The following is a 25,417-nucleotide window of genomic DNA, read 5'->3' as shown; positions in this document are numbered from 1 at the left end:
TAGATGTCAATGAGAAGGAGTGGCAAGCGTAGACGCCGACGGAAATGGACGCAGCAGAAAGAAAACCCCCAGCACCAGTACGGCACTGGCCAACTCTAGCGCAACGTCTAGGCTGACGCCCAGCCAGCCATGGATGACACTGAAAAATATGGGCCCAATGAGCTGGCCAAGCGCGAACGCGGCAGTAATGGCGGCGGTTAGAATTCGGGTATGCGACCCGCCACGGGCCTGAGCTTCTTGCATACCAATCATGGTGATCACCAGCAACGTGCCCCCGACGCACAAGGCAGCGATGACGATTGCAGCAATGCTGCTCCACAGCGCCGGCAACAATACGCCCACCGCCATAATAAGCTGGGAAACAATCCAGATTTTACGGCGCGAAAATGCTTGTAGCAGCCGGCTTGTGATCAAGGTGGAAACGGCGGCAGCAATGCCAAATACCGGCCACGCCAGGCCAAAAATTGCGGGGTCAGATACCAGCTGACGCGCCTGCGCCGGCAAAAATGTTGCGGGCAGAATATAACCAAAGCCAAAGCTGGTGTAACAGACGATCATGCGCCAATGACGCATGAGCACACGGCGAGCCGACCCGTCAGAAGGCGCCTGCAGCGCGGCAAGGCCTGCGTCGTTCGTACCAGGTCCATCGTGCCGGGGGAGAGCCGTGACGTCATCAAGAGAGACCGTTACAGCACGAGGTGGGGAGACGCGAACAGAGATCTCATCGGCGATCACGCCGTCAGCCCTTGACTGCGGCCCCGGGGCTTTAGCTGTGTCGGCGGCCGGCTGCTCGAATGCGGTGGGGACGGGCACCGAGGAAAAGGAAGAACTGGAAGTAGAAGTTGAGGTGGAGGTGGAGGTGGAGGTGGAGGTGGAGGTGGAGGTGGAGGTGGAGGCAGGTGACGCCCAGAGACGGCGTGCAGCAATTGTGCCGAGCAATGCCATTAACCCCATAACAAGCCAAGCCGTCGACGAAGAAACATGAGCCAGGGCCATGCCCATACAGAGCAGCCCGGCGAGGGCAATGCCACTACCCACCCCGGCGAACACTATGCCCGCTTTGCTAGACTGGCCCAAGGCTGCAAGTCTGCCCATACATAAGGTCGCCGTGCTGACCAGCACAATGGCACTGCCCAAGCCAGCGATAAAGCGCCACGTCGCCCAGGCCGCCCAACTGTCGCCAATGGCCATAAGGGCTGTGGTGATGGCCACACCAGCAAGCCCCACACGTAGCTGTGTAGCAACTGACCAGGGAAGGGCACCCGCAGCCACAGCGCCAACCAGATAGCCCAGGTAGTTGGCACCCGCCAGCCAGCCTGCCTGCGCCAGTTCAAGGCCAGCGTCTTGCTGCATCATGGGGAGCAAAGGGGTAAATGCGAATCGCCCGATACCCATAGCGACAGCCAGTGCGATCATGCCCGAGAAAGCGAGTTGGGCGGCAGAGGGTTGTTGGTGTTGCATGCAAACTCCAGATTACTCATTAATGTAGCCGCAGAGACACCCACGCGCCAGCGCAAAGCCCGCTGATGCAGTACATTAACGCCTTGTTTTCTTTTTTCTGCCAAGCCATGCACCAGCGTATCCTTATTCTCGATTACGGTTCACAAGTCACTCAGCTTATTGCCCGCCGCGTACGCGACGCTGGCGTTTTCTGCGAAATACACCCTGGCGACGTCGATAACGACTTTATCGCCTCGCAGCGGGATGGCCTCAAGGGCATTATTCTTTCAGGCAGCCATGCATCGGCCTATGCCGAAGCCTCTCTGAAAGTGCCCAGTAAAGTGTTTGAAGCTGGTGTGCCGGTGCTGGGCATTTGCTACGGCATGCAGTCTATGGCTACACAATTGGGTGGCAAGGTAGAGTGGTCTGATCACCGCGAGTTTGGCTACGCTGAGCTGCGTGCGCACGGCCACACCCGTTTACTTAGTGGCTTACAAGACTTCGAAACACCTGAAGGCCATGGCATGCTCAAGGTATGGATGAGCCACGGTGACAAGGTTACCGCGCTGCCACCGGGCTTTAAGCTTATGGCTTCCACGCCATCGTGCCCCATTGCTGGCATGGCCGACGAAGACCGCGGTTTCTACGCACTGCAGTTTCATCCAGAAGTTACCCATACGGCCCAGGGTGAAGCCATTTTGTCGCGCTTTGTCACCGAGATCTGTGGCTGCAACCATGACTGGAATATGCCTGATTATGTCGAAGAGGCGGTCGCGCATATTCGCGCCCAAGTGGGTGACGATGAGGTCATTCTCGGGTTGTCAGGCGGGGTAGATTCCTCTGTGGCCGCCGCGCTCATCCACAAGGCTATTGGCGACCAGCTTACCTGCGTGTTTGTTGATCATGGCCTGCTGCGGCTAAATGAAGGCAAAAAGGTTATGGAGACCTTCGCCGGGCATTTTGGCATCAAAATTATTCATGTTGAAGCCTCTGAAGTGTTTCTTGGCAAGCTGGCCGGGGTGGCTGACCCTGAAGCCAAACGCAAAATCATCGGGCGCGAGTTCGTAGAGATTTTTCAAGACCAGGCCAGCAAGCTTAGCAATGCACGCTGGCTGGCGCAGGGCACTATTTACCCCGACGTCATCGAGTCAGCCGGCGCAAAAACCGGCAAGGCGGTGGCGATCAAGTCACACCATAATGTAGGTGGGCTGCCCGAAACCCTTAATTTAAAACTGCTTGAGCCACTGCGCGAGCTGTTCAAAGACGAAGTGCGCAAGCTGGGCGTGGCCCTGGGTTTGCCACCTGCCATGGTTTATCGGCACCCGTTTCCGGGCCCAGGCCTGGGCGTGCGCATACTGGGCGAAGTCAAAAAAGAGTTTGCAGACCTGTTGCGTCGCGCTGATGCGATATTTATTGAAGAGCTGCGCAACACCATAGACCCTGTCAGTGGGCAAAGCTGGTACGACCTTACTTCGCAAGCCTTCGCGGTGTTTTTGCCAGTGAAGTCGGTGGGTGTCATGGGTGACGGGCGTACCTATGAGTACGTTGTCGCGCTGCGCGCGGTTCAAACTACTGATTTCATGACAGCCGACTGGGCCGAATTGCCGTATTCACTGCTCAAGCGTGTGTCGTCACGCATTATCAATGAGGTGCGTGGCATTAATCGGGTTACGTACGACGTGTCGAGCAAGCCGCCTGCGACGATTGAGTGGGAGTAGGAGTATTATAAAAATTCGTTATAAATCATTATTTTATATCGTTTAATTAAAGTAAATTATAAAATATTTATGCTGATTTATGTGAACTCCCACCTATCATCAGCGGACACAATCCGACAGGTTCAGACCAGATAGAGCGGCTGCTTAGGAAAGACGCCGATGCTGGCCGGAGGTCAGGCGGATACGCATGACCTCTGATAGGGGTTCGTTGTACATCGGGGCTCCCGGACGCACCCTAATTGATTGATGAGTGGGTTAGTGGTGTGGGTGACGGGTTTTACACCAACGTTATTAAACTAATGTCGTTTAGCCAGTAGTGCCTGCCCTTGCTCGGTAATTCGATATTTCTGCAAGCGACTATTGGGTTTATCCGGTATGGTCATCGCAATCAACCCCGCGTCGAGTGCGGGCTGCAGGTAAGCAACTCGAAAATGCTTGCGGTCGTTTAGCTGAAGTGCATCCATTAATTCCGTTCGGGTTTGCTCTCCCCGGATCGCCGCCAGTAAATCCCCGACTTGGGGGGTGACTTGGGGGGTGACTTGGGGGGTAGTCTCGCTCGGTAGTTGAGGCCTCGGCAGGACGACCTTGAACTGGTTGCTGGCTATCTCATCCAGTAGCTCAATGGTAGGCCAGTCATGCAGTGCGCGCGGTATACCAGTACCTAACCCCCGGTATGGCAGGATATGGACAGCATGTTCCGTGAGCGTGGGATTACGTCGGTTGGTTGCGCCATGGCGGATGGCCTCAGTGCTTAGGCTATCGGGTAGATGTCCGGGGCTGATGATTTCAACACGATCAGCAAACACCATTAGGCGGATAGACGCACTGGTGAAGTAGTCTCGGTGAATCAGGGCGTTGACTAATAACTCTTCAAGAGCCTGTTCTGGAATTTCCAACTGCCCCAAGGTGTTGAAACCCCGGTCAGCTTGAATGTGGTGCAGGTTACGTTTAATGAAGGCAAAGCTGCGCTGGTACTGCTCTAAAAGCGTACCGCCGATATCTTCGCTATCCAGGTAACGGCTGTCATGTAATACCAGCCCAGGAAAGGCAACGGCCTTGACCTCAAAAGCAGGGCGATAGCGCTGAGGGCGTTTGCCAAACAGCATCAAACCAGCCAGGTTCAGTTCGTGCCCATCGCCCAACCCCAAGTTCTGCAGTAATTGCGATAGAGGTTGCCCCGCAACTTCAGACGACTGACCATAACGGCGGGTAAAGTAGGCAGCAAAGGCTTTTTCGTCGATATCGTCAGCCGACGTGCCGGTGACGGGAATAACATCTGCATAAACCAACCCGGCACGCTGAAATAGGCGCTGGATTTCTTCGCGGGCAGTGACGTGACGTTTATCGGATCCGTTTTTTACCCAGATGCGTCCGTGATTATCAATGTAAGGTTTAGATAAGCCATCGGGCACCGTTACGACCATGACAACACCGTGCTCGGTCTGAACGTTATGAGTAATGGGGTGAATGGGTGGGCGTACGTGCTGAGATGCCGCATTGCTTAGCAGCTGGTTGACCCGTCGGACATTCGCCGCATCCAGGCCGACAATTTGGCCATCGTCGCCGACGCCCAGGAACAAACGACCACCTCCACTATTGGCAAATGCCGCCAATTCTGCCGCGATGCTGTCGGCGTTATGCGCTTCGCGCTTAAATTGGTGTCGGCTATCTTCGCCGCGCGTCAGGATTTGAACTAGCTCTGCTTCAGACATGGGGGTGTACTCAATTGCAAATGGCTGTGTGACCAAGCCTGTTGTGTTTAGATCATAGACGACTTCGTGAATGGATCCGTTCAAGAAGGTATAAAAGCACCTTTCCAATACCACGAGCTAGCGATTTGCCCCCAAAAGCACCATTTGTATACGAGAACCCGAAATTCGCTAAAAATCCTGGCAACAGCAGGCAGGATTAAGAAATACCAAGCAGACTTCTGGGCATGGTATTTTGTATGGTATTGGCAGTAGCGTCGTCAAATAAACTAAATTAAATCAATGGTTTTATTGGGCTATTGATAATTGAGTGGGAATAAAGTTGATTAAAAAAATTAATTAGTATCAAATAGTTATAGTGTTTTATTAAAGTGAATTATAAAATATTTATGTCAAGTTATGTAGGCTATCATCAATCATCAGCGAACGTAATCCGACAGGTTCAGACCAGATAGAGCGGCTGCTTCGGAAAGACGCTGATGCTGACTGGAGGTCAGGCGAATACGCATCACCTCTGATAACGGCTCGTTGTTCATAGAGGCTCCGGGACGCGTCCATAGTATAGGCACCGTTTATTTCAGGGCCGCCCTGGCTGATGGTTGGGTAGGGTACGAAATGTGGGTGAAAACTATCGCCATAACTTGATCAGCTAAATCCACCTTTAGCCATGATTCGCGATATATCTCGGGCACCGTGCAATACACGATAGGTCTGCTTCAGCACTTTCGGTTAGGTGGAGCGTGCGGCTAATAGCTTTCTCCCTCGCTCGGCGATTCGTTGAGCATCAAATTCTCTTGTACGGCCAGAGGCTACATCAGCCAAGCCCTTGTCGATATCTTGCTTGAGTGCAGTCAACTGATCAAGCATGAGTTGGCGTTTAAATGACCAGTCTCGCAGTGCTTCACGGATAACCTCGCTGGTCGATGCATAATCGCCCATTTCCACGGCGCTTTTGAGCGTGGCAGCCATTTCCTTGGGCATGGTCACAGTCAGTCGTTCGATCGTAGTCATTGTTAGGTACCTTTGAGTTGGGAATTCATACTTAATCATACTTTTTCATAGGCATAGAGGGAAGCTCCTACGTAAAAGACCCAATCCAATACCACGATGTGCCATTTGCTCACAAAAACCTCATTTGTATACGAGAACCCGATATTCGCTAAAAGCCCTGGCAACGGCAAGCAGCCTCAAGCAATGTGAGGCTGGTTTCTTGGGATGCTATTTTGGATGGTATTGGCGACAGTTTTAAAGATTAGCTGAATGAAATCAATGGTTTTATTTGGTTATTGATAATTTAGTGGGAGTGGATGTTTTAAAAAAACCATTATAAATTAATATATTACATTGGTTATTTAAAGTGATTTATATATTTTAGGTGTAGTGCAAAGTACTTTTGTTTCTAGAACACTGTTGTGCTGCGGTATCTCAATTGAGATGTGCGCGAGCAAGCGTTCGCGTTACATCTAATTCGGAGCTACCGATGCTCACTACGAAGCAGTACGTTTGCCAATCACGGTCTTATCAGCTGAATCGTACTTCCAGCTTCTTGCCCAGGGCGGCTGCATACTTCTGAAGCGTAGCAATCGACGGGGAATGCTTGCCAGTTATTAGCGCATTTTCCAGTCGTGCCACGGCGCCGGAGCTTTGGTACCCATGCGTTCGGCTACCTGGGCCCGTGTAAGCCCGGCTTCAGCGCGGGCCTTGAGGATGGTGTCCAACATTGGCATTTCCTCGTGCTCGATGCGTTCATACTCGGCACTTACGGCCGGATCTCTCATCATTTTTTTGATCCAAGGCTGTTGTACCAACCATCAAGACAAAAAATGAACTACAGCATTTATTATCTTTAGTGCTTTGCTCAAGCCAATCGGCATCATGTCGACCTGCCGGGCTGTCACCTCAGTCAGAGCCTGTTCGTCATAACCTCGCAACAAGCGCCAACCTATGGGCATCCATTGTTATGGCTGTATTATGCGTTATGAATAAGCGTCACTGCAGCTACTTTAATGCGTCCTACATAGGTGTCGACACATGAAGGAATTCGTGCCCGCTTCTGGCAGCATGTACATTCGCGGAGTTGGAACGGCTGTCCCCGCGACGCGTTATACCAAGGCGCAATGCCTGCTCGCGTTTGAACAGTCTGCATGGTTCAATCGACTGGACGCGCGCTCACGCTTCATCGCGCAAACCGTACTCGAACACGAAAACGGCATCGAGGTGCGGCATCTTGCGTTAGATTCATTAGACGAGGTTTTCCACATCGATCCCGACACGCTGGCGCGGCGTTTTCTCTACCATGCACCCAAGTTAGCAGTTTCCGCCGGATCACGTGCCCTGAGCGCTGCAAAAATCAGTGCAAATGACATTGACGCTGTAGTGGTGAGCACCTGCACTGGCTATCTTTGCCCAGGGCTGTCTGGTTACGTCGTAGAGGGGCTGGGTCTGCGTGCTGATGTTCAGGCTTACGATCTGGTGGGGCAGGGTTGTGCGGCAGCGCTGCCAAACATGCAACTTGGCAGGGCACTACTGGCAACGGGCTCTTGTGCGCATGTCTTGTCGGTATGCGTCGAGGTTAGCAGTGCTGCGATGTATCTTGACAATGACCCCGGGGTCATTGTGAGCGCTTGCCTGTTTGGCGACGGTGCAGGTGCCGCCGTGCTGTCGCGAAGCTCGAACGCGAGCACGACCAAGGGGACGACCACGGGCACGAACGCGAGCACGACCACGGGCACACGTCAAATTGAGTGGGTAGACAGCAGTTCCGTGGTAAAGCCGTCTCATCGTGACGTGCTCAAGTTCGAAACACGCCGCGGCATGCTGCGCAATGTGCTCACGCGAGCGGTACCTGCGCTGGCTGCTGAGCATGCCCTGAACGTGCTGCACACGGTGTTGCAACGCGCGGGTCTACATTCGCATGATGTCAACACATGGATCATGCATGCAGGTGGGCGCGACGTCTTGAAAGCTGTCGAACTCCACTTCCCCTTGCAAAGTTCAGACTTGCGCTACAGCAGCGACATACTGCGTAGTTACGGCAACCTCTCTAGCGCATTCGTCTATTTTGTCCTTCAGGCCGCGCTGGCCGACAGTGCGCCCAGTGGTTACTGGTGGCTGTCCTCCTTTGGCGCAGGCTTTAGCTGCCATGGAGCATTGCTAAAGGTTCGGTAATGACGCTGATACGAACAGTTGTTCCTGAGTTGTTGGACGATTTAGACATGCAAGACCCGAGGGCGCAACGTTCACGCAGAGACCTGCGGCGTTTGCACAGGATCATGCGCACAGAGACGATATTGCTTGACGCGCTGCGTAAAATTTCATGGCAGCGCTCGGTCTCTTCATCGTCGCCACGGTTGCAAGTGCTGGAAATTGGCGCTGGAGACGGCAGCTTGATGTTGGGTGTTGCCCGTGCACTCCAAGGCCTGTGGCCAGCTGTTTCCCTGACGCTGTTGGATCAGCATAACTTGCTGGAGACGACCACTGAGCAGGGCTATGCCAACGCTGGTTGGCGTGTTTCGGCACAGGTGTGCGATGTGCTCGACTGGGCTAAGCCCGAATTCATGGCGCAATTGATCTCCGGTACAGCACACTGGGATCTGATTGTCAGCAACCTCTTTCTGCACCATTTCGACGATCCGCAGTTGGTCTTGTTGTTGGACGCAGTGGCCGCACGTTCAAATCACTTTATTGCTTGCGAACCCAACCGGAGCTGGTTCGCGTTGGCTGGAAGCCACTTGGTGGGCGCAGTGGGCGCCAATGCGGTAACGCGGCAAGATGCTGTGCTCAGTGTGCGGGCAGGGTTTCGCAACAGAGAACTGTGTACGCTCTGGCCAGTGGGAGAAGACGACTGGGTTCTTGAGGAATACCCTGCCGGTCTTTTTAGCCACTGCTTTTACGCAGCCAGAACACGTGGTTTGCGTGCGGATGCGCGCTCGTGAAAACCGATTTCGATGCGATTGTTGTTGGTGCCGGGCCGGCAGGATCAAGTGCCGCCATTCTGTTGGCCCAAGCAGGATGGTCGGTCGCATTAATTGAAAAACAGGCCTTCCCACGCCGTAAAGTATGTGGTGAATGTGTCGCTGCAAGCAATCTGCCTCTTTTGCATGCCTTGGGTATCGGACCTGAGTTCATTGCCCGTGCCGGACCCGAGTTGCGTCAGACCGCCGTAATGCGCGGTGCGCGCACCATCTTGGCTGATCTACCGTTGGCCCCGGACTCCCGGTACGCGTGGGGCAGGGCGCTGGGTCGGGAAGTTCTCGACACGATGTTGCTTGAACGTGCACATGCCGTTGGTGCAGAAGTATTTCAACCGTGGGCAGTCCAAAAAATCGATGACGCATCAGGGTTGCATCGTTGCACGGCACGGAAATCCGGATCGAATGAGCGGGTCATTCTTGAAGCTCCCGTGGTGATTCTTGCCCACGGTTCTTGGGAGCCACTGCCTGCAGATCGGGAGGAGCAGCGGCTGGCCCGTAGCGACAGTGATCTGCTGGCGTTCAAGGCCAATTTCAGTGGGGCGTCATTGACTCCCGGACTACTACCCGTACTGCTATTTCATGGCGGATATGGCGGCATGGTGCTTGCAGGCGATGGCCTCACAACGCTGGCCTGCTGTGTTCGCGCTGATCGCCTTGATGCATTGCGCCGCTCGGCACCCGGCAAACCCGCCGGTGAAGTGATTGAAGCAATGCTCAAGCGTGAATGCCGCGGCGTAGAGGACGCGTTGCTCGGTGCAATGCGCCAAGGTACTTGGATGGCATCTGGCCCCCTCGCGCCCGGGATACGCCTGAAGAGCGAGGAAACGGTCTTTCGTATCGGAAACGCAGCTGGAGAAGCGCACCCCATCATTGGCGAAGGCATGAGTATGGCATTACAGTCTGCCTGGTTGCTTTGTGAAAAACTGATGCAAGCCGGGCAAACGAATGCTGCGAGTGTCAGTACAACTTGGCAACGCGCGGTCTGCAACGATTACGCAGCCCAATGGCGCAAGAAGTTCGTACCGCGCATGCGACTTGCGAGTACCTTTGCATACGTGGCGATGCGACCGGCAACCTCTGCTGCTTTACTGATACCGTTAACACGCTGGCCGTCACTGATAACACTGGGCGCAATCTGGGCCGGCAAGGTCAACTGCCCTGCGTCTATCGCAAGCACCGATGACCGTTTCCATGGTGCCATTGACGCTGATACCTGCGACCCGGGGCCAGCAGTCAGAACGCTTAAAGCCGACGATGATTCTGCAGGGCATGCATAACGCACCGCGGTTTGGGTGGCAGTTTCTCGCGTTGGTTTTCTGAGGGCGGGAATACGTTGTGCAAACTTATCACCGTAATGAGCACTTACCAAAAATCGATTGCTCGACCCAGGCATGTTTCTTGCTTGCACAATGAGCGTGAATAGAGAATGTGGAGATGATCAGGTACATCACTCCGCAAGTCGTGAAGCTCGCGCAGACTTGAGTTTTCCATCTAACAGGAGATTTTTCATGCCATCGCCCAAACCTCTTTTTACTGATCGACATTTTCCCCATGCATTGCGAATGAGCGCAATCGCCTTATCCATGGCGACCTTTTCAGTGGTTACGTTCGCCCAGACCTCGACGGCAGATACCTCGCCTACGTCCACATCCTCAGCAACGACGGCCTCAGTCGCCCAAAAACAGAGCGCGGTGCGCGCCAGTAAGTTTATTGGAATGCACGTGCAAGGCGCAGATGGTAAAAATGTAGGTAAGATCAAAGACTTGATTGTTAACGTGAGTACGGCCGAGGTGCGCTACGCAATACTCGAATTTGATCCCGGCTTTCTGAAATCAGATAAGTTATTTGCCGTGCCGCTCAGCGCTTTCTCCTACGTAGCCGACGATAAGCCCCTGGTTTATAAGGAGCTTACGCGCGCCCAGCTCGACAAAGCAGCAGTCAGCAAAGCTGACTGGCAGAAAGCACTCGAGAACAGTCGCTACGTGTTAGAACTTGACAACAACTATGGTCTCAACCCGCCCGCTGGTGATTTTCGATCAATGCGAGCCAGTAAGTTGCTCGGGAAAGACGTTGACAGTCGTGACAAAAAGAGTATCGGAAAAATCAACGATCTGGTTCTTAACGTACAGGGCAATAAGGTGGATTATGTTGTGCTCGCTTTCGATCCGAGCTGGTTTTCGAAAGATAAGATGTTCGCATTTCCTCTCACCGCATTCAAAGTTAATGGTGACAAGGACGATTTGATACTCGATGTGGATCAGAAAACCGTGCAATCAATGAAGAACTTTGATGCGAAAGAATGGGGGCATTTGAACGATCTGAACCGAGACGAACTTATTAACAGACCAGCGCCGAAGCAATGAGTCGGTACAAACACAGGTGGAGCCTTTCTGAGGGATAGGCTTGGCTTTGCATCGACGCTGACAGTCATCTGCGGCACGCGAAGCCTGGCACACTGATTCTGATTCAACGCCCTGTTCGGTAAGGCGCTGTTGATTTAAGGTGCAGCCTTGGATTGGCTGACGATAGCAGATGGCTGCCCCATATCTCTTGCTTGGCCGTAACCTTAGCGCAGCAGAGCAATGTTCTGATCGATGCGACCTTGTATTATGTGCAGCCTGTCTCGCGTGATAGCAGCAGGGTAAAGATTACCAACGATGGCGGCAAACTGACCGGCCACGTCGCACATGCGAACAATGATTTTGCTAGCTTCCGCTGTCGAGACTTCAGCCTCCTCGGCTAGGCGAAGTAACGCTGTGCGGTCGATCATCAGTGCTTCGCCCATCACATCCATCTGATGATATCCATTTGGCCCTTCAAAGAAGGTCGCATCGAACGCCGGTGCTAGCCGCTGCGCAGCGGCCCGTCAGGCGTCAACGACGTTAAAAATCCAATGACACGCCGGCATAGTATCTTCTGCCGTCCAGCGTTTTTCCATACAGTTCGCTGCCGACCTGCTTGTCCAGGAGGTTGTAGATGCCTAGAAAACCGGTGATATGGCGGTTGAACTTGTAGGTGGTGCCGACATCCACCAAGGTGTAGGATGGAATCCGGTCTTCACCACCGTCTATGGTGTCGCTCTTGAATTTCAGCTTACCCCAGACCCCTAATTTGCTGCTTGGCTTCCAGTCAAGGCCTATGTTGAACATGTGGCGTGGTGTGTTGTTCAGTGGTTTGCCTTCGTTTTGACCGCTGGTAATCTCGCTGTCAGAGTACGTATAGTTGGTCGTCATTCTGACTGGCCCTAACGGCATGCCAAACGTGGCCTCAACACCTTGCAAGGTGGCGGCATCCAGGTTTGTGTATTGCTGAATGCTGTAACGGGTCTCGCCGTTATATGTGCAAGAGGGCGGGGCACCGTCGGGTGTATTGCAGATGTAATCCTTACCTATTTTGTCCTTGAACCTGGTGTGGTAGGCCATAACACCGAAGCTCAGTTCGTCTGGTGAACTCCATGCAAACCCAAGCTCGTAGTTTGTGCTGCTTTCGGGTTTGAGGTCAGAGTTGCCCATGTCCCATGAACGACCGCGCCCGGCCTGCTCGACGATGTTTTCATCGGCCTGTTTCAGCGTAGGTGTTTTATAACCACCGCTTACACCGCCCTTTAGCACGAGGTTATCGTTCCAGTGATAAACACCATACAACCGTGGTGTCACATGATTGCCGTAATGCTCATTCTTATCGAAGCGAATGCCGGCAGTGAGCGCAAAATTTTCAGTTAGGTTGTACTCATCTTCTGCGAAAAGTGCTGTTTGCCAGCGCGTCAGGTTCAATGATTTAGAGCCAGGAAAGCGCCCCTCGTCATGATCTGTTTCTTCAGTTTTGTACTCGGCGCCTACTGAAATCATATGTGTATCGAGCGGGATAATGGTCTTGGTGTTGAGAATGGTGGATTTGTACTCGGATTTATTTGTACCGTTGTTAATCTTGACGTCTTCGTTTAGCACATAGGTTTTGGTGTTGTTATTTTTGCCCCATTTCCAGTCGTGGGTCAGCCCGTAGTTGGTACGTTTATTGTCCATATCGCTAGGCGTGCCCGATCTTTCGGTGCGCAGATTGTCAGTACTGGTTAAACCCGCCTCAAGTTGCAGGCTATGGTCAGCATTAAGTACCCAGTCAAATCTTGCGTTATTGCTGGTGATGCGCTGTTTGGCGTATCCAGACTCTATGTTGTCTTCCATGCGCTGAAAGCGTGAGCCATAAAGCGTCAACCCAAGCCTGTCTTGAACCAACGGCCCACTCAGGTAGTACTTGCCCTGGTAGGAGTCTCCTGAGTCTGAATGCTGCTGCAATGTGCCATCCAGGGTGACGTTGCCTGTCCACGTGTCCGTTACTTTTTTGGTGATCACGTTGATCACGCCGCCCAGGGCACTGGAGCCATAGAGCGACGACATAGGTCCGCGGATTACCTCTATGCGCTCGACTGCCGATACAGGTGGCAACCAGTTTACTTGTGTACCGCCGCCAAATCCGTTGTAGTAGGCCTCTGATGATGCGCCCAAAGGCTTGCCGTCTACTAAAAACAGCACATACTCTTCGCCCATGCCACGAATTGTGACTCGTGTGTTTTCAAGTTTACCGCCGGCGCCGCCTTCTATGGATACACCGGGTATATCTTGTAGTGCATCGGTGACGTTGCGGTATGCCTTGCCCTCGAGTTCCTCTTTTGGGATGACAGTAATGGAGGCCGGCGCGTCAGCAATGATCTGCTCAAACCCTGAGGCGGTCACGACGACGTTGGATAACGTGGGTACGTTGTTCTCGTGGGCCTGTGCAGATGGTGATAATACAATCAATGCAGCAGCTCCAGCCTGAATAGTGCATAGCCTTAGGTGTTCGGTGCCGGTTCGACGATAATTCATTCTTTCCCTCTTTGGAAATTCAATACAATATTTACGCTATTGCAAATAAGAATCAGTTCTATTTGAATTTCGACATACTATTATGCAAGCCTGACCAAAGTCTGACTGAAGGCTGATTTAGTCGCCTAAACCCTCTGATTAATTCATTTCAGACGTGTGAGGCTGGATTGCCAGCGATCCAAGGCTTGCGAGACGCCGAGGTTTAGCTGCCCCGGCGCTTCAGGCCGCAGGCCATAATCTCGCCTTTGATGCCCCGACGCCCCGGGTTGGCGCAGACCGTGTCCGGAACAGCAGCGCGATTCTGCTACTGGATCGATGCCTGCTTTAGTTGCTCGGTCAGCGTGTGAACATTGTTTCCACACGAGGTCGCGCGCCCGCAGTCATGCCGGGCAAGCATCAACGCGCAATCTTCGCGATCGATTCCTTTTTGTCTGCACGGAAACCTTCACTCTTTGGGTCGCGTGATTGCTTGATGCTGATAAAGACCTCTTGCCCATTTGGGCTTAACGCAAAGCTATTGGGAAAGGGCGGCGTGTCAATTGACTGCTTGACCACGAGTTCTTTCGCGTCCACAACGGTAACCGTCCCCGACTTTCTGTTGCTGACATACACCTCATGGCGCGACGCATTGTGCTTGACGCCCATTGCGCCAGCGCCTGTGGTTATCGTGCGTATTAGCTGACCATTTTCGGGGTCTAGCACCAGGAGCTCGCCATGCTTGCTGTCGCTTGCAAACAGGCGATTGTTTTCAGGGTCAGCGTCAATGTTTACCAAAAAGCGTTCTGCCTTGTCTTGCACTGAATGGCGGGCAAGAATTTTGCCTGTGCCTAGGTCAATGCTGCTCCAGAACCCACGCCCGCTGGTGTAGAGCCTGTTGCGCTGTGCATCAAGCGTCAGGCCAGGGCCGCCTGCACCTGCGATAGTGCCGCTCACCTTCATGTTCGGTCCGTCAATGATCCAGACGGGGCCGTCGGTAGATGGGCTACTGACATAGACCGTGTCAGTGCGCTCGTCGACCAGCAATTGGCGGCTGCGGTAAGGTTTGCCGGATGAATCTGCTCCTTCAAGCTGAATAACTGCCTTGCGCGTCATGGTTTGCATGTCATAGACACTGACACGACGATCCATGGAGTGGCCCACGTAAAGCGTATTCGTTTTGTGGTTTGCCGCGAGTGCAAACGGCTTTTCAGGGCTCTGAACAGTTTGTGCGATAGCAAGCGTGTATGGATTGATCAGCAAAATATGGCCTGCTTCGCCATTGCGTCGATCGTCGCCGGCCGACGTGGCGAACAACATACCATTCGCATGAACAAGTTCGAACAGGCCCGGGGCGATAGCGCTGCGAATCGTTTTTGCCGTTGATGTGGTGTGCGCAACGTTGTCTGCACCGGCCTTTTCTTTTGATGTGTTTGCAAGGCTGGCGCACCCACTGAGCGCCAGTGCAAGCATAAACGGCGTCGATTTTCTTATGAATGCAGCTAGAAACACGCTACGTGGGCGGTAAGACGGTTCAACATGATCAGTCACTATGATTTCCTATAAATGTGCGAAAGCAAATGAGAATTAACCTCATATTGCTGGCATCATGCACGTATAGACTGATCGGAACCTGACGAACAAAAAACCATGCGAACGATGCATGGCGATTGTGAAATAAACGCGATGGTTGCCCCCATATTCAATATATGCCGGCGGGCTATCGCCAAACCCAGGCCTGATCCCGTCGTGCTCTGAACGTTTTTGCGAAAGCGCATGAACATGTGGTTTTGTGTTTGCAGATCGACCCCAGTGCCTTCGTCGACGATTTCTATAATGCTGCCTGCCTCGGGCTTGGTAAAAACGCGCAAGGTGACGGTGCCTGCACCGTGAAGCAGGGCGTTCTCCATGACGTTGATCAGGGTTTCATGAAGCAGATTTGCGTTACCGTGAACGAATACGTGGTCTTCAATTTCTACCCTTAATTCACGCCGGGCTGTTTCGAATAGGGGAATAATCACTGCTGCTGCTTTGCGAGCGGTACGAGACACGTTGACGCATTCAATGTACTCAGCGCCGGGGGGCATCTCATGCTCATGGCAAGACAGTGTAAGTAGCTGCCCCAGCAGCCGTCGAATTTGAGACATATCACGCGTTAGAGCCAGCCAGTCTGTTTGGCCGCCCAGTCTGGCCTGCTGCAGACGCAAATCGAGTACCGTCAGCGGCGTACGCAGTTCATGGGCAGCGTCTTCGAAGAACCGTTTTTCGAGAGTATAGGCGTGCGACATACGATCCATACCGCTATTGGCGGCCTGAGCCAAAGGCAGGATTTCGCGTGGAAGCTTGTGCAGGGGAATGCGATAGTCGGGATGGGCTGGTCCAAACTTATCTGTCAGGCGAGCAGCCTGCCTGATTGGGCGCATCATCCAATGCAGCAAACCGACGATCAAGGTGACCGCCACTAGACAGAATAGTAGCTGAATGATCATGCCTCGAAACATACGCGTCGTAAGCAGGGCACCTATAGTTTCACGTTCAAAATCATCTCTTTTGGCCACCATCAGCACTGAACCGTCGTCCAGCAGTACAGGAACGTTAATGACAAAGCCACTGCGCAATGGTTTGCGAAATAATCGGTATTCGTCTTGAAGGGTTAGCAGCCTGAGTCTTCGGGGTTGCTCAAGGTTTTCTGATTTCCAGACGTACTCACCTGTCGGTGAATACAGTGTGTAAGACAGTTCGCCGCCGGCAAAATGCGTGGGGAGGCTGGCAGGATCGCTGTCAGCGGTAAACCGCGCAGTGATTTCCCGGGCCTGAATGAACATCGTCGTACGTCTGAGTTCATCGCGTGAATCGTAGAGATAAAGTACGAGGCTGCAGAAGCCTAACGAAAACACGATCAACAATGCAATCAGCATTCTTAGTTCGAGGCTGCGCCTAAACATCGGTGACGGCCTGATGGATAATGCGGTAACCGATGCCTCGCACTGTATCGATCTTGATCGTTGCCCCCATGTCGGTCAGCTTGCGTCGCAAACGTGAAACCAGCGCCTCTATGGCGTTGAGCGTGACGGCTTCACCGGATGGGTATAGATGCTCTTCCAACCTGTCTTTGATGACGATGCGCGGCGCAACTCTTAGCATTTCTTCTAGCAGCAGTGACTCGCGGCGTGGCAGGTCTAGGACCTTGCCTGCGATCTGAAAAAACCTGAATTCACGCTCATAGGTGACATTGCCGCGTATGAGTTTATGCATGTCAACGGTGCTTGATCGTCTTAATACCGCACGCAACCTAGCCTCAAGCTCGGCAACCTCGAACGGCTTTATAACGTAGTCGTCTGCGCCGGCGTTTAAAGCCGTAATGCGGCTGTTGAGCGCATCACGAGCAGTCAGCACTAGACAAGGCGTTTTGAGAGGCTGCGAACGCTTCAGTACCTGCATGCCATCCATGTCAGGCAAACCCAGATCGAGAATAAGCGCATCAAATGAATGGTCAGTAAGGGCTTTTAGTGCATCGCGACCATTCGCGGCGATATCTACCTCAAAGCCGCAATTTCTTAAATGACCGGATAGCAATTGTTGGAGAGCAGGGTGATCTTCGACGACAAGTATGTGCATTGGTCAGGCTGCCATCAGGAAGATATGGCATGATAATGATGGTAAATAATATTAATACTGCTTCTCATTACTATTCTAACGGCTTATTTAAATAATGCATACTTCACCACGACCACCGAATACGATCACGCTCAAAAAGACTGTGCCTTTGTCCGATGCGTCGCGCAAATGGGAGATCGCCCTACGCACCGCGCTTGTCTTCCCGGTCGGTTATGTCGTCGTGTCGCTTTATACCGCAAGCCTCAGTCTTGTCGTGCCAATGCCCAGCGCACAAGCTGTTCTTGCTTCAACCATGCTGTCGTTCGCGCTCTACAGCGTATTTATCATCTGGGCCTACGCGGCATCCGCACTGCGTAAAGTAGTGCTGGTTGCATTGATTGCTGCAGCATTTCCTACCGTGCATTTGCTGTGTACGGCGGTTATCAAATGAACGGGCTTGGTTTCAGGCAAACGAATTCTTGGTTGCACACGTGGTCGGGGCTTTTGCTCGGATGGCTTCTATATGCAATCTTCTTCACGGGAACAGTAAGTTTCTTCAGGGACGAGGTTTCATTTTGGATGAAGCCTGAATTGCACGCCTCCAAGCCAGATGCAGAAACGCCGGCCCGCGTTATTAAAACGATGCAGCAACTGGCCCCTGACGCGGCCTCATGGTCTATTACCCTGCCCACCGAACGAAACCAAAGTGTTCAGGCTCAGTGGTATGAGCAAGGCGAGCGCATGACCAAAGGGGGCGGAAAGCGTGTTGTGATCGACGCAACCAGTGGGCAAACGCTACAAGCTAGAGAGACGCGAGGCGCAAATTTTCTGTATCGCTTCCACTTTGAACTGTACGGCATGCCACGCGTATGGGCACGTTGGATCGTAGGCATTGCGACAATGTTTATGCTTATTGCCATCATCAGCGGCGTGATCGTCCATAAGAAAATCCTCAGGGATTTTTTTACCTTTCGACCAAAAAAAGGGCAGCGTTCCTGGATGGATGCACACAATGTGCTGGCGGTGATTTCACTGCCATTCCATTTCATGATTACCTACAGCGGTTTGCTTTTGTTCATGTTCATGATGATGCCATGGGGTTTGCAGACTGCTTATGATGGGGATACGGCTCGGTTCTTTGCAGAAAACCGTTCACGAGGCGTAAGTGCCGTCGCCAGTCTTGCCACCCAGGCACCCACTGCTTCAGCTGCACCGCTTACGCCCATAGCACCCTTAATCGCTCAGGCCCAGCAACAATGGTCTGGTGCTGTAGTTGGCATTACTGTCAGTCAGCCAGGGACGACTCAGTCCGTCATTGAGTTGAGGCAGCATGGCGGAGACAGTTTAATTGACAGGGGCCAAAGCAAGCGCTTGCGGTTTGATGGCGCAACTGGCATGCAATTGCCCGATGCGGCGCCGGCAGATACTGACACGGTCAGGGCTATCTACAATGTTTTCACCAGCCTGCACTTGTTGAGGTTTGCCGATATCAGCCTGCGCTGGCTCTCTTTTATTGCAGGCGTGCTGGGCACTGGCATGATAGCCACCGGCCTGGTGCTGTGGGTAGTTAAACGGCGCCCCATGCGCGCTAAGGCCGGTACGACTCCATTCGGTGATCGCCTGGTTCGCGTGCTGAACATCGGTACCCTTATAGGCCTTCCGCTTGCCCTAGGTATTTACTTTTGGGCTAACCGGTTATTGCCTGAGGCGCTGCCCAATCGTTCACTTTGGGAGATACGTTTCTTTTTCCTTGCCTGGCTGTTGTGTTTTCTGCACCCGCTTTTTCGAAGCGACAAGCGCGCATGGATTGAACAGCTGCTCTTTACTGCGCTGGTGTATGTCGGCCTGCCGATATTCAGCTTTTTCTACCTGTCGCAATCGCACTTGCTGGCGACGCTGAGTGATGGTCGCTGGCTTGTCGCTGGCGTGGATTTGATCTTACTGGCTGTCGCCGCCGTGTCTGCCTGGTCTGCATACCTACTTATCCGGCGCCCTGTGGTGTCGCCCAAGAGGGTTGTGGTGGCCCGCAAAGCGCCGGCAAGTTGCGAAGGGGCTGTCACATGATTTTCGCAGGCATGATGTTGGGCTTTGCCGGTTTTTGCCTGCTGGGCATCAATATGGAAAGGTATCAGTCGGTTGTATTTAAGAAATCGTTGGCTAACCCCGCACATCGGCTGCTCACAGGCTTGGGCTGGTTACTGCTGGTGGCGGCTCTAATGACTTGCATGCAAAACCTTAGCACTTCGGTGGGGCTCGCGCTGGGGATAGCCATGCTAACAATACCAGCCGGTCTGTGCGTCCTTGTCCTGAACTATGTTCCCCGGCTTATGCTTCGGGCGGGTGTACTGACGCTCGCGATGGCTGCGCTGATTCTGAGCAAGGGTGTGAGTGGCGGATAGCCGCTACCAGAAATACGCGCCTGCCCTGAACGATTGGAGAAGCAATTAGTCGGCGGGGGCGACGCGATAGTGCACGCCCGCTGCCACACTTGGGGTCAACTCATTCTCCAGGATTTATTCAGAAAGGAGCTGTAATCGATCTATGGGCGTGTGATGTGGTCAGGTATGTACGGTCTCAAAAACACTGGCAACCACGCGCTCAATGGCATCGACGGGAATCCAGGGGGCGAGCTGTCGATTCCCGTGACGTTATTACGGCTAGTTGCGACTAACGTCATCATAGTTCTCGTTGTTCTAGACGTTTTTTCTAACAACCTCACTGTGTCTACGCATCTTTGGCTCTCGCTAGGCGATTTTTATCTGGACAGAGTTTTTTCTCTAACGGACCCTTCATACGCAGTATTTTTCCAGTTTTTCGGCAGAGCTGATGATCTGGCCTAAAAAAAGCGTGGTTGCCGTTACGATTTCGCATAAGAGGTTTTATTTTATATATGAAATTAAACTTAAACCAAATTTAAAACAAGCTTCATTTCCCTGAGGTCCATGTAAGGGAATGTACTAGCCTAAAGCTACGGTTTTATTGTTGACCCGTGCAAGTGTGTACCTATAGTATTCCTTGAAGGAGATAAAAATCTTTTTTATCCATGAGTTTTCAGGGGCATATGGATAACGATTCTATGAAACCCTTCTATTTGCGTTCTAGGGGATTGGTTTAACAACCCTGAGCATCTGCACATGACGGCGCTGTATTAAGAGCGCTCCATCTACTGCTACACCACTTCTGAAAAATTGTGTCTGGGCAAACCAATTATCTGCATTGCGCTAGCTGCCCGGAAAAAATCTATCAAACGGTGATGAGGCTGTCATCGAAAGAAGCGATATTTGAAGAGGCGCTTAAGTTCAGATAAATCATCACGCCGCTTTTCAAACATAATTATTCACAAAAAAACGACGTTTTCTTTTATGTGTGGTCGGTCTTTTAGGAGCAGAGGGGTTCGGTGCAGGGCTATACAGGACGCGAGTTCGATCTATATAAACTCAGCCTCGTCGACATCGGCCGGGGCGTTAAAACGATACTCAGGAGACAATAAAATGAACATTAAAAAAATTATCAATAATACGATTATTCCGCTGGCGTTTGCCGCCGCATGTGCCGTGGGCATAACTGCAACGGCCCAGGCACAAACAGTTAGCGATTTGATTGCCAAGGGAAAGATAAAAATCGGCGTCATCAGCGGACTTCCACCGTTTGGCAGTATTGACGCAAAAGGAACACCGGTAGGTTATGACATCGATGTCGCCAATCTGGTTGGTAAGTATATGGGCTTACCAGTCGAGGTGGTTCCACTGACGCCGCCTGCACGCATTCCGGCCTTGGAGTCCGGAAAAGTTGATTTCCTCGTTGCTACACTGGCACCAACGCCAGAGCGGGCGAAATCTGTGATGTTTACGATTCCTTATAACGGTTTTGAACTAGCCATCGTTGGTCCTGTTCAGGACCAATACAAGACGCTTGGTGACCTGGACGGTAAGCGGGTCGGGGTTGCACGCGGCACTACGCAAGATAGCGCACTTAGCCGTGTCGCATCCAAGTCGACCGAACTGGTTCGGTTTGAAGACGATGCGACCGTAACTCAGGCGTTACTGAGTAACCAAATTGATGCGATCGCTATCCCCAGTGTTTTGGCACTTGAGATAGTGAAGACCCGCGGGGCTGGAAAAGTCGAGATGAAATTTCCGTTTTCAGTGCAACCAAACTCTATGACAGTACGTAAAGGCGCATTTGATCTGCAACGGTGGCTGAATAACTTCATCTACTACATCAAATTGAACGGCGAGCTGGATGTGATTTCGCAAAAATGGGCCGGAACACCTTTGCCAAATTTGCCTGTGTTCTAGAACGTAGCCAAAGGTAAAGAGCCGTGAGCTGGTGTTTGACCGGGTAGTGCATGGGAGTTATGCACGTCCGGTCAGATGCCGGAGTAATGCCATTACGTTCTACTGATGCGGTCGCCTAATTTGGGCGGCTCTGCAAGGAGCAGAGGATGTCTTACGATTTTCAATTCGCATTTATCTTTCAGCATATGGATAAGTTGCTGTGGGGAGCCTTGCTCACTATACGGCTGAGTGCGCTTTCTATGATCTGCGGTCTTGCAGTCGGAATTGTGGGTGCTATTGTAAGCATTCATGGCTCTCGCCTCGCGCGACTAGTGGTGACCTCATATGTGGAAGTCGTACGCAGCACTCCTTTTCTTGTGCAGCTGTTCATTATATTTTTTGGCCTACCCGCTGTAGGTGTGCAGATTAATGCCAACTGGGCGGCGCTTTTAGCAATGACGGTCAATCTGGGGGCTTACTCGACTGAAATTGTGCGCGCCGGCATGATGGCGATTCATCATTCGCAGATTGAAGCCGCCCAAGCGCTTGCGATGACGAAGTGGCAAGTAATACGTCACGTAGTGTTAACGCCAGCCTTGGAAAAGGTCTATCCGGCTTTGGCTAGCCAGTTCACGCTCATGATGTTGGCCTCAAGCCTGGTGTCGACCATATCGGCGGAAGATCTGACCTCGGCTGCCAGCCTACTGGACGCTCAGACGTTTCGCAGTTTCGAGATATTCCTGGTCGTGATGGTGCTGTATATCGCACTGGCGCTATTGTTCCGTTTCAGCTTCTGGGGCATTGGGCTGTTTGTGTTTAAACGCCGTCGTCGACTCGGTGTGTCACGTGCTAGAGGAATGGCATGATTGCAGAATTCTCTTGGGATCAGTTCAGGTTTATTGTCGAGGCAGGGCGCTGGACTTTGTTGCTCTCGGCACTGGCATTTTTCTTCGGCGGAATCGCCGGCTTTGTGGTGGCGCTTTTGCGCACTTCGAATACGAGGATGCTGCGTGTTATTGCTGCTATCTACATTCAGATTATTCAGGGTACGCCGGTCTTGATCATCTTGTTTCTGGCGTTTTACGGTTTGGCGATTTTTGGCTTTGAAATGCCCCCCATGATCGCTGCGACGGTAGCGATGACGATTTACTCGGCAGCCTACCTTGGAGACATTTGGCGCGGGTCGATTGAGGCTGTAGCCGTACCGCAATGGGAAGCGTCGACGGCTCTGGCGATGAATCGCTGGCAACAGTTGCGTCACGTAATTTTGCCGCAAGCGCTGCGCATTTCATTGCCCCCCACGGTTGGCTTTCTGGTTCAGCTTATTAAGAACACATCCATTGCTTCGATTATCGGTCTGGTGGAACTCACACTGGCCGGCAAGCTTGTCAGTAATGCGACATTTCAACCGTTCGTGGTGTTTCCGGTCGTCGCTGCGCTTTATTTTGTAATGTGCTACCCGTTGTCGCGCTTCGGTTTTTTCTTGGAAAGGAAATTGCATGCCCATCGTTGAGATCGATAACATCACCAAGAAGTTCGGCGAGACCCAAGTACTCAATGGAATTTCGCTATCGGTCGAACGCGGGCAAGTGGTTGCGGTCATTGGTCGCAGCGGTTCGGGGAAAAGTACGATGCTGCGTTGCATTAATGGCCTCGAGATGATCAATAGCGGCAGCATCAAGGTAGCCGGTCATACGCTGACCACTAAAGGCGCTGGCTTGATCAATCTGCGTAAAGATGTGGGCATGGTGTTCCAAAGCTATAACCTGTTTCCTCATCTGACAGTTGAGGAAAACGTCATGCTCTCGCCCCGAATTGTCAAAAAAATCCCGATAGAGACGGCGCGTGACACCGCAATCAAGGTATTGACACAGGTCGGGCTCGATCATAAGCGCGATGCGTACCCAGAGCAATTGTCGGGTGGTCAGCAGCAACGAGTGGCGATAGCACGTTCACTGGCAATGGAGCCGCAAGTCATGCTGTTTGATGAAGTCACGTCAGCACTTGACCCTGAACTTACCCAGGAAGTGCTGATGGTGATGGAAAAATTGGCACGTGCTGGGATGACGATGCTGCTTGTTACGCACGAGATGGAGTTTGCTCGTCGTATGGCGCACATTACCGTTTTCATGCATCAAGGAAAAATATGGGAGGCTGCGCCTTCCGAAGCATTTTTCTCCGACCCCCAAACGCCCGAGGCGCGCCAGTTTATCGGCGCCGGGACAAGACGAGCAGAGTAGCAATCTCTTGCTGCACCTCTGGGAATCTCATCCCGTCAGGCAGGCGTCTGGGCTGATTGATTATTGTGTATCTCTTTACCGCGCAAACCCAAGCCAATCTATTGAATTTCCATACGAATCACCCCGTTCATTGGAACGGGGTGATTTCAGTTTGTCTGTAGTAAATTCAACAAGAAACTACACAAGGCTGCACACGATTTGAAGACTACTTTGCAGGGAAGTGACTGATGAACAAGATTCACAGTGAAGTGTGTAGCAAGGCCAAGTGCTGCAGGTTGGCAGCCCTCCTTGTTGGTCTGGTGTTTGCTGCGCCGGAATGGGCACAGTGGCCCCCCAAAATGCCGCAAGGCAAGTATCAGTGGGGATGACTGGATAACGGAAGGGTCTGCGTCCTACGTTCAGATTTGTTGGCTGGAATACAGCAATGGTTACCGATACGGTCACCCCTTCAAAGGCTCGTCCCGTGGTAATTGGGTACGCTATTGTGATCAGCCACTGCATTGGCCCTCATTGCCGCAGAATCTGCGTGACAGTTCACGCGACCAGAGCCTGATTAAACAGCATCGGGCTGAAGGTTTGTCGTATTTGTGCAGCTATGGCACTTGGGGCTTTTGGTATGCAATGGGCGAGATGCTGGGGAGCACGCGGCCCGACGACCCGCGCCGTCTGACGTATCTGCGCTATATTTTTGAGCAGCCCGGCCCATGGCAGGTAACAGGCCTGGCCCAGGTTGACATGTGCAGGGGCCTGGCGCCATGTGGAATTGCACGGGTGGAGCTACTGCACGGGCGTCTTTCGTCCTTATGACGCCTGACGGCGTTGGCACGGAACTTGAGCGCATGCTTCCTCAGGCAAAAAAAAATCTTGAAAGCGACTTTGATAAGGCACAAATAATGGCTAAAGAGCTTGTGGAGATGCAGGCTAAGGAACTGGCAAAAATCAAGGCTAGAGGGCTGGCGGGAGCAACGGACATGGGACAAGATAATAATATGATTATCAATGCCGATACACTGGACAAGATGGAGGCGCTGCGTGCCCTTGTTGAGGATAAGATGGCTGCCGCCATGGCGGGACAAACCGGCGCCATCATCGATACTGCTGCCGATAAGGCTCGGGCTCAGAGTGAAACCCCGCTATCGGCCCAATTCAATGGCCGACATGGCAGTCAAGATTGCCTTCTAATGCTGACTGCAACTCTGCCCGGGCGTAGTGGTGGTGCGCAGACGGTAACAGGCGTAACTTCAAGGTAGGGGTCGTTCCAGAGTGGGCTACTTCAATGGCCGGCGCGCAAGCGATGGCTGGGGATGACTCGACCAAATGGGGTGTTTGCAATGATGCTCCTTGCATGACACCCAAGCTCGTGTTGGAGCAGGCCGAGCATAATCATCTGGTAGGCTGGTTTCAATTGCAAGTCGTCCGTCATGACGTGCACGGCGTCCCCACTGAATATGGAAATGTGTCGGGGCATTTCAATTCTACTTCTACACACACCGAGAACGACACCGGCTTGCTGGACTTTATGAATCGGTTCACCGATACCGTTACAGGCGATATACAGAGGACAGGCCCCGAGCTGCCAGGAGGGTCAACGTTCATGCCACCGCACTAATTTACCGGGGATTGC

At 52.6% G+C, this 25,417-nt stretch carries 24 protein-coding genes; 14 read left to right on the top strand and 10 right to left on the bottom strand.

Going from position 1 to position 25,417, the window contains the following annotated elements; all coding sequences use genetic code 11:
- Window positions 1-6 precede the first annotated feature (6 nt).
- Window positions 7-1,461 (bottom strand): YbfB/YjiJ family MFS transporter, encoded by a 1,455-nt coding sequence (locus tag FQ179_RS04890; RefSeq protein WP_149396123.1) that lies wholly within the window; start codon window positions 1,459-1,461, stop codon window positions 7-9.
- Between the two features lie 107 nt (window positions 1,462-1,568).
- Between FQ179_RS04890 and guaA the strand changes: the two genes are divergently transcribed.
- Entirely contained in the window at window positions 1,569-3,158 is a 1,590-nt protein-coding gene (guaA, locus tag FQ179_RS04885; protein ID WP_149396911.1) for a glutamine-hydrolyzing GMP synthase, read from the top strand.
- A gap of 296 nt (window positions 3,159-3,454) precedes the next feature.
- On the opposite strand, the gene FQ179_RS04880 is transcribed toward guaA, so the two are convergent.
- From FQ179_RS04880 to FQ179_RS04865, 4 genes are all read right to left on the bottom strand, one after another.
- Window positions 3,455-4,954, bottom strand: a complete 1,500-nt coding sequence (locus FQ179_RS04880; protein WP_255474834.1) for a Fic family protein — start codon at window positions 4,952-4,954, stop codon at window positions 3,455-3,457.
- A gap of 332 nt (window positions 4,955-5,286) precedes the next feature.
- Window positions 5,287-5,376: a DUF1778 domain-containing protein gene (locus tag FQ179_RS04875; RefSeq protein ID WP_255474909.1), complete on the bottom strand. Its 90-nt coding sequence runs from the start codon at window positions 5,374-5,376 to the stop codon at window positions 5,287-5,289.
- 220 nt (window positions 5,377-5,596) lie between these two features.
- Window positions 5,597-5,878: a type II toxin-antitoxin system ParD family antitoxin gene (locus FQ179_RS04870; RefSeq protein ID WP_149396121.1), complete on the bottom strand. Its 282-nt coding sequence runs from the start codon at window positions 5,876-5,878 to the stop codon at window positions 5,597-5,599.
- Window positions 5,879-6,474: 596 nt separating this feature from the next.
- Window positions 6,475-6,648 carry a hypothetical protein gene (locus FQ179_RS04865; protein ID WP_370459835.1) on the bottom strand — a complete coding sequence of 58 codons (174 nt, stop codon included), beginning with the start codon at window positions 6,646-6,648 and terminating at the stop codon, window positions 6,475-6,477.
- A gap of 250 nt (window positions 6,649-6,898) precedes the next feature.
- Here FQ179_RS04865 and FQ179_RS04860 point away from each other — a divergent pair, with 250 nt between their 5' ends.
- The 4 genes from FQ179_RS04860 to FQ179_RS04845 all read left to right on the top strand — a co-directional run bounded on the left by FQ179_RS04860 (window position 6,899) and on the right by FQ179_RS04845 (window position 11,204).
- On the top strand, window positions 6,899-8,035 hold the full coding sequence (locus tag FQ179_RS04860; RefSeq protein WP_255474833.1) for a type III polyketide synthase: 1,137 nt from the start codon (window positions 6,899-6,901) through the stop codon (window positions 8,033-8,035).
- Complete coding sequence (locus FQ179_RS04855; protein ID WP_149396120.1) at window positions 8,035-8,802, top strand: methyltransferase domain-containing protein; 768 nt, start codon at window positions 8,035-8,037, stop codon at window positions 8,800-8,802. Before FQ179_RS04860 ends, FQ179_RS04855 begins: the two co-directional genes overlap by 1 nt.
- On the top strand, window positions 8,799-10,118 hold the full coding sequence (locus tag FQ179_RS04850) for an NAD(P)/FAD-dependent oxidoreductase (RefSeq protein ID WP_149396119.1): 1,320 nt from the start codon (window positions 8,799-8,801) through the stop codon (window positions 10,116-10,118). Before FQ179_RS04855 ends, FQ179_RS04850 begins: the two co-directional genes overlap by 4 nt.
- A 231-nt stretch (window positions 10,119-10,349) precedes the next feature.
- Complete coding sequence (locus tag FQ179_RS04845) at window positions 10,350-11,204, top strand: PRC-barrel domain-containing protein (RefSeq protein ID WP_188074497.1); 855 nt, start codon at window positions 10,350-10,352, stop codon at window positions 11,202-11,204.
- Window positions 11,205-11,407: 203 nt separating this feature from the next.
- On the opposite strand, the gene FQ179_RS04840 is transcribed toward FQ179_RS04845, so the two are convergent.
- The 5 genes from FQ179_RS04840 to FQ179_RS04820 all read right to left on the bottom strand — a co-directional run bounded on the left by FQ179_RS04840 (window position 11,408) and on the right by FQ179_RS04820 (window position 17,297).
- On the bottom strand, window positions 11,408-11,635 hold the full coding sequence (locus FQ179_RS04840) for a hypothetical protein (RefSeq protein ID WP_149396117.1): 228 nt from the start codon (window positions 11,633-11,635) through the stop codon (window positions 11,408-11,410).
- 88 nt (window positions 11,636-11,723) lie between these two features.
- Complete coding sequence (locus FQ179_RS04835; protein ID WP_149396116.1) at window positions 11,724-13,703, bottom strand: TonB-dependent receptor domain-containing protein; 1,980 nt, start codon at window positions 13,701-13,703, stop codon at window positions 11,724-11,726.
- 396 nt (window positions 13,704-14,099) lie between these two features.
- Entirely contained in the window at window positions 14,100-15,230 is a 1,131-nt protein-coding gene (locus tag FQ179_RS04830) for a YncE family protein (protein ID WP_149396115.1), read from the bottom strand.
- Between the two features lie 56 nt (window positions 15,231-15,286).
- Window positions 15,287-16,624, bottom strand: coding sequence for a HAMP domain-containing sensor histidine kinase (locus FQ179_RS04825; protein WP_149396114.1), 1,338 nt, complete (start codon window positions 16,622-16,624; stop codon window positions 15,287-15,289).
- Window positions 16,617-17,297: a response regulator transcription factor gene (locus tag FQ179_RS04820; RefSeq protein WP_149396113.1), complete on the bottom strand. Its 681-nt coding sequence runs from the start codon at window positions 17,295-17,297 to the stop codon at window positions 16,617-16,619. Before FQ179_RS04820 ends, FQ179_RS04825 begins: the two co-directional genes overlap by 8 nt.
- A gap of 94 nt (window positions 17,298-17,391) precedes the next feature.
- On the opposite strand from FQ179_RS04820, the gene FQ179_RS04815 reads away from it, so the two are divergent.
- The 9 genes from FQ179_RS04815 (at window position 17,392) to FQ179_RS04775 (ending at window position 25,402) form a co-directional block, all read left to right on the top strand.
- Window positions 17,392-17,727 carry a hypothetical protein gene (locus FQ179_RS04815; RefSeq protein ID WP_149396112.1) on the top strand — a complete coding sequence of 112 codons (336 nt, stop codon included), beginning with the start codon at window positions 17,392-17,394 and terminating at the stop codon, window positions 17,725-17,727.
- A complete protein-coding gene (locus FQ179_RS04810; RefSeq protein ID WP_149396111.1) occupies window positions 17,724-19,340 on the top strand; it encodes a PepSY domain-containing protein in 1,617 nt (538 codons plus the stop codon). Before FQ179_RS04815 ends, FQ179_RS04810 begins: the two co-directional genes overlap by 4 nt.
- Window positions 19,337-19,675 carry a DUF3325 domain-containing protein gene (locus FQ179_RS04805; protein WP_149396110.1) on the top strand — a complete coding sequence of 113 codons (339 nt, stop codon included), beginning with the start codon at window positions 19,337-19,339 and terminating at the stop codon, window positions 19,673-19,675. Before FQ179_RS04810 ends, FQ179_RS04805 begins: the two co-directional genes overlap by 4 nt.
- A gap of 1,092 nt (window positions 19,676-20,767) precedes the next feature.
- A complete protein-coding gene (locus FQ179_RS04800; protein WP_149396109.1) occupies window positions 20,768-21,574 on the top strand; it encodes a transporter substrate-binding domain-containing protein in 807 nt (268 codons plus the stop codon).
- A 146-nt stretch (window positions 21,575-21,720) separates the two neighbouring features.
- Window positions 21,721-22,419, top strand: a complete 699-nt coding sequence (locus FQ179_RS04795; RefSeq protein WP_149396108.1) for an amino acid ABC transporter permease — start codon at window positions 21,721-21,723, stop codon at window positions 22,417-22,419.
- Window positions 22,416-23,066, top strand: coding sequence for an amino acid ABC transporter permease (locus FQ179_RS04790; protein WP_149396107.1), 651 nt, complete (start codon window positions 22,416-22,418; stop codon window positions 23,064-23,066). The genes FQ179_RS04795 and FQ179_RS04790 overlap by 4 nt, the downstream gene beginning before the upstream one ends.
- Window positions 23,053-23,793, top strand: a complete 741-nt coding sequence (locus FQ179_RS04785; RefSeq protein WP_149396106.1) for an amino acid ABC transporter ATP-binding protein — start codon at window positions 23,053-23,055, stop codon at window positions 23,791-23,793. Before FQ179_RS04790 ends, FQ179_RS04785 begins: the two co-directional genes overlap by 14 nt.
- Window positions 23,794-24,632: 839 nt before the next feature.
- On the top strand, window positions 24,633-25,043 hold the full coding sequence (locus FQ179_RS04780) for a hypothetical protein (protein ID WP_149396105.1): 411 nt from the start codon (window positions 24,633-24,635) through the stop codon (window positions 25,041-25,043).
- A 95-nt stretch (window positions 25,044-25,138) separates the two neighbouring features.
- Window positions 25,139-25,402 (top strand): hypothetical protein, encoded by a 264-nt coding sequence (locus FQ179_RS04775; RefSeq protein ID WP_149396104.1) that lies wholly within the window; start codon window positions 25,139-25,141, stop codon window positions 25,400-25,402.
- The last annotated feature ends 15 nt before the right edge of the window (window positions 25,403-25,417 follow it).

Source organism: Pusillimonas sp. ANT_WB101 (assembly GCF_008369125.1).
GTDB lineage: Bacteria > Pseudomonadota > Gammaproteobacteria > Burkholderiales > Burkholderiaceae_B > Allopusillimonas.
The sequence above is the reverse complement of the archived record's forward strand: the minus strand, read 5'-3'. Positions and strand labels throughout refer to the sequence as shown.